This window comes from Mesorhizobium sp. M2E.F.Ca.ET.209.01.1.1, assembly GCF_004010375.2.
Taxonomy (GTDB): domain Bacteria; phylum Pseudomonadota; class Alphaproteobacteria; order Rhizobiales; family Rhizobiaceae; genus Mesorhizobium.
Genome location: NZ_SADP02001414.1, coordinates 1 through 278, shown reverse-complemented (window position 1 = coordinate 278; position 278 = coordinate 1). Strand labels below are relative to the sequence as shown.

Genomic DNA, 278 nt, shown 5'->3' with positions numbered 1-278 from the left:
GCACACGGCAGATTTCAGTGTTCCGATCGGATGTCAGACGTAGCGGTTGACGATGTTTTCGAGCAGCTCCTGCCGTGTGCGGTCAACAAGCCGCCGCGGCATTCTCTTATCACAGCGCAAAAGTGCGCCGGGAATCGCGTTGCCGCGATTTGCAGGCGGCTGACAAAACTTTGCCCGCGCTGCCCCTCAATGACCTCGTTCTTGCCTTCAAACAGCCGTCACGGATTTCGTATAAACATGGCTTCAGTGGCGGGAAGGAAAGAAGGAGGCGAAACGTA

Annotated in this window: 1 protein-coding gene; it reads left to right on the top strand. The window is 56.1% G+C overall.

The genetic code is table 11. The features are described 5' to 3' along the window. Window positions 1-74: 74 nt before the first annotated feature. Window positions 75-278 (top strand): hypothetical protein (locus EN852_RS42110; protein WP_210238358.1); only part of this gene is annotated, 204 nt, incomplete at its 3' end.